The 4,472-nt window shown below is 42.7% G+C and carries 2 protein-coding genes; both read right to left on the bottom strand.

The features are described 5' to 3' along the window. Positions 1–1,117: 1,117 nt before the first annotated feature. On the bottom strand, positions 1,118–3,427 hold the full coding sequence (locus AC1DWN_RS28675) for a glycoside hydrolase family 95 protein (RefSeq protein ID WP_477562289.1): 2,310 nt from the start codon (positions 3,425–3,427) through the stop codon (positions 1,118–1,120). 144 nt (positions 3,428–3,571) lie between these two features. After that, positions 3,572–4,369, bottom strand: a complete 798-nt coding sequence (locus AC1DWN_RS28670) for a polysaccharide deacetylase family protein (protein WP_477562288.1) — start codon at positions 4,367–4,369, stop codon at positions 3,572–3,574. Between the last annotated feature and the right edge of the window lie 103 nt (positions 4,370–4,472).

Below are 4,472 nucleotides of genomic sequence, written 5' to 3'. Positions count from 1 at the left end.
ACGGCAACCTGTGCTCCTTCAACTGCGAATTGGTGCGCTATTGCTTCGCCTAGACCTGCCTGGCACCTGTTATCAGTACAGATTCCCACTAAAGTTTCCGATTCAAAATTTCCCCAACTCGGCTCATTTTAATGATTTTCCATAACTTACAACCATTATAATTCAACGTTGTATGATTGTCTACAATGTTACACTGTCGTATTTATAATATAAAATAGTAGTAGAGTTATTCTTTCATCCATGGCCGTGTCTCCCTATTAAACAGGAAACTATCCCTTTTTCTTGGACTATCAGTAGCCATATTTACTTTCGATATAGATGTGTTATAAGTGTTCACTTACAACGCTTCTATCCGTTCATTCGCTATTCATCGATCTTAATGCGATTTAAGCGTGTGATTGACTGCCAACACGTATCGCCCCAATGCGCGATGCAGAAACATAGGTTCCGTTACTGCAGTGTATTCGGTATCGATTTGACTTTCTAATCACAAATAAGAATATATAACCCTCGAGAGACCAAAATTGAGGAAATGTTCATAAGTAAGCACGTCTTTGTCCTCAGCCTTATTTACAATGTTCAGTTAGTTTCAATATTTGCATTTAAGTCAGATAGCAAAAGGATATGCTGTGATTTAGTTTCAGAATTTGAAATTAATCGCTGGATTTGCTTGATCCGAGCCTCCTTTTGGTGATTTAATTGCAAATTCTGAAACTAGCTCGTCTCAAATTCTATGATAACCTACGTTAGTTTCAAAATGTGAAACTAAGTTAACTACACTTCCAAGACGGCAGACGAATAGGTATTTTCATGGAGATACTTAGCAACATATTTGGGTATAGAGGCAGAGTGACAGATGGTGACGTTGAGATAGAGATAAAGATAAAGTTAGAGTTAGAGTTAGAGTCACAGTTAGGGTCACAGTTAGAATCAGAGGTGAAGATATGGCAGTACTCGTGGCAAACAAAAAGATGACTCCTTGAAATCAGAAGTCATCTGCTGTTTGTATCAGTCTAAAAACTAACGTAAACGTCCGGCTCTGCCATCCTCTAAGCCGAAGTCGTTCGTCTCGCGCAAATAGATAAACAACTTTATAAGTCAAAACTTATACCTTTATCTATTTAGAGAAGTCCACATCATAAGTCTTACCCGCTTCCGTATCAAAAACGATCGTTTGTCCGTTATACGATACTTTGCAGCTTCTGCCATTTAACGAAATAATCGTACATTGCTTCAAGCGTCCTTGCTGCCATTCAATATCTACTTCGAAACCTCCGCGCGCTTTTAGCCCCTTTACTATTCCCTCATCCCATACCGCAGGAAGCGCTGGCAGCAGTTCTACTTCACCATTATGACTTTGCAAAAGCATTTCTGAAATACCGGCAATCCCGCCGAAATTTCCATCGATCTGAAATGGCGGATGGCTGTCGAATAGATTCGGAAGTGTAGAATGCTTTAGTAACATCGCTACATTGTCATAGGCCTTATCCCCATCTTTAAAACGCGCCCACATATTGATAATCCAAGCACGGCTCCAACCGGTGTGACCGCCTCCATGGCTCAAACGGTATTTCAGCGATTTTTTTGCCGCTTCCATCAGCTCAGGGGCTGTCGCATAGGTATATTGCTCGCTCGGATACACGCCATATAAATGAGAAATATGACGATGGCCCGGTTCAACTTCTTCATATTGCTCACACCATTCCAAAAGCCTGCCATCCGTGCCGATACCAGGCATCGCCAGCTCTTTCGATACTTCCATCACTTGTTTGATGAAATCGTCGCTAATCTTTAGCTCCTGTGCCGCTTCCACTACAGATGTAAACACATCCCAGATGATTTGCTGATCCATCGCAGGTGCCATACACAAGCCTACATTTGTACCTGAAGGTGAAGTATAACAATTCTCAGGTGAAACAGAAGGACCCGAGACCCACTGCCCCGTTTCGGGATGCCTAACCAGCCAGTCCAAAAAGAAGAGTGCAGCTTCTTTGAGAATCGGATAAGCTCGTTCCTTCAGGAACGTTAGATCTCCATTAAAACGATAATATTCCATGAAATCCCGGACACACCATCCCGCTCCCATAGGCCACATGCCGTAATTAATAGCGCCTAGCGGGGCGGTGAACAACCAAGCATCGGTCGTATAATGCGCTACGAAGCCGCGGCAATCATATACCTCGCGAGCTGTCTTCTGTCCGTTTTCTACCAGCCCTTCGAGGAGATCAAAATATGGAAGATGGCATTCCGCAAGATTGGTTACTTGAGCAGGCCAATAATTCATTTGCAGATTAATGTTAATATGGTAGTCGCTATCCCAAGGAGCCTTCATATGAGGATTCCATATCCCTTGCAGATTGGCCGGCATATTGCCAGGTCGACTTGAAGAGATCAGCAGATACCTGCCGTAATGAAAATATAAAGCGATTAAACTCGGGTCTTCATTCCCAAGCTTGAATGCTTCCAATCTCTGATCCGTCGGTATAGTTTCCGGAGCCAGCAAAGTTGAAGAACTCTGTCCGATACGGAGCTCGGAGCGCTGAAACAAGCGTTGATGCTCAAGAGCATGCTCACTCTTCAACTGCTCATACGATTTATTAATTGCTTTCTCCAAATCGGCTTCGCAGCGTTCTATTAGATCATGAAGTAAAGGTTGAAAGGGATTAGCAAAGTGGTAATCGGTGCGAACCGCCAGATACAAGATTATAGAGTCGGCACCGCTAACCGTAAGTCCTTTACCCTCTTGCGTAATCCGGCCTCCTTCGGCCATAACCTTTAATACACCCGAAAATTTGACACCAAGATGTGTATCTCCATGTGCAGCCTGTCCTGTAAGTACAAGTGAATCATTATCTTTCACTGTTACAGTTGCATGCTCATCTCTCGTCATTCCAATCCGTGTGTTGATTTGTCCTTGGCCTTCCGTATGCCAACGTATAACAAGCACTTCGTCGATTGCGCTTGAAAAAGCTTCACGTATATGACGTACGTCTCCTTGAAGATACGTTACGCTTGCCAACGCTGAATCCAAATCCAGTTCTCTTCTATACTCACTAATTGATTGATCAACATTAGCTTCAATGCTATCAATCCATATATCTCCAAAAGGCTGATAGCTTCTTGGGCCCGTATGAGGAGAGAGCACTTTCTCCCGAACAAGTCGCTCCGCTTCCTCCGGCTTACCTGCAAATAGCAGTTCCCTCGCTTCTTTAATTGCCTGATTCGCTCCCTCTTGATGAACCGGGATAGGGGGCCCCGCCCAGATCGACTCTTCATTAACTTGTATTCTATCAATAGGGCAATCACCAAATACCATCGCACCAAGTCTTCCATTTCCAATTGGAAGTGCTCGATTCCAGCTTTCTAGATCGTTTCCTTCACTCAATGTAGATGGACGATCATACCATAGCTTTGTGTTTTCACTCATCACATGTATCCCCTTACATAGTATGTTTTTATAATTGCTCATATTATAAATAATTCTAGTAATACCAGTGAGTCCCTCTTCGCTAATATTACTAGAGCATACTATGTAAGTAAATAAATTTGATTAGCCTCTCTTCGCATTAATTTATAACTGAAGAACTTGACCCGCACTGACCTTAACAGGTTCTCCTTCGACGCTAATCCAGGCGTCCATTGCAGAAGGATTATGAACCATACTTCTATCAACTGAGAATCTCAGCCTCTCCAACACTTGTCTATACGCTATAATTTCAGCGTTCGTTGCGTGCCAGATCGTATCATTTTCCTTTAATCGTTCTCCTGCCTGATCGATAATCTCCCAATTATTATCATTGTCAAACTCATAGCTATGTCCCCACACGTAGAGTAAAGACATCTTGTTGTTTCTATCCTTATGGGCTATGAAGGTTTCAACCGTTTCTACTAGTTGTTTATGATGGCATGTTGGATTCCAACGCAAAGGATCAGATGGCATATCGAACCTGCCATGGCTGTTCACAGTCCTTGCATATTCGATTCCAAGCATCGGCAGCATGGATACGACCTTATCATCATAAGTTCCAAACGGATAGCTCATCCCTCGGACCGGATAAAGGACAAGGCCCTCGAGCACCCTTCGGTCTTCCATTATTTCATGAACCACTTGATCTGGAGGTGATATTTCCAGAAAAGGGTGACCAACCGTATGTGCAGATACTTCATGGCCTTGAAAGAGCGTGCGAACCTCCTCCGCAGTAATATAACCTTCTCTACCAAGGAAACCGGAATTCAGATGAAAGCTTCCCTTGAAGCCATACTGATTCATTTTCCCTACGAGTCGACGATCCTGAGTACGCCCATCATCAAAGCTGAAAGTCATAGCTTTCGTTCGCCCTTCAGGAAATAACGTATATTGGATTTTCATAAGATTTCTCCCTTACTTGTTTTTGTTTTCATCTAATAGATTATACAAAGCAATAAGAAAAATCCATATCTAATTTGACTAGTAATTGGAATAAAAGGTAATT

Source organism: Paenibacillus sp. P4_A7 (assembly GCF_056402455.1).
Note: the sequence above shows the minus strand (reverse complement) of the source record. Positions and strands in the feature narration are given on the sequence as shown.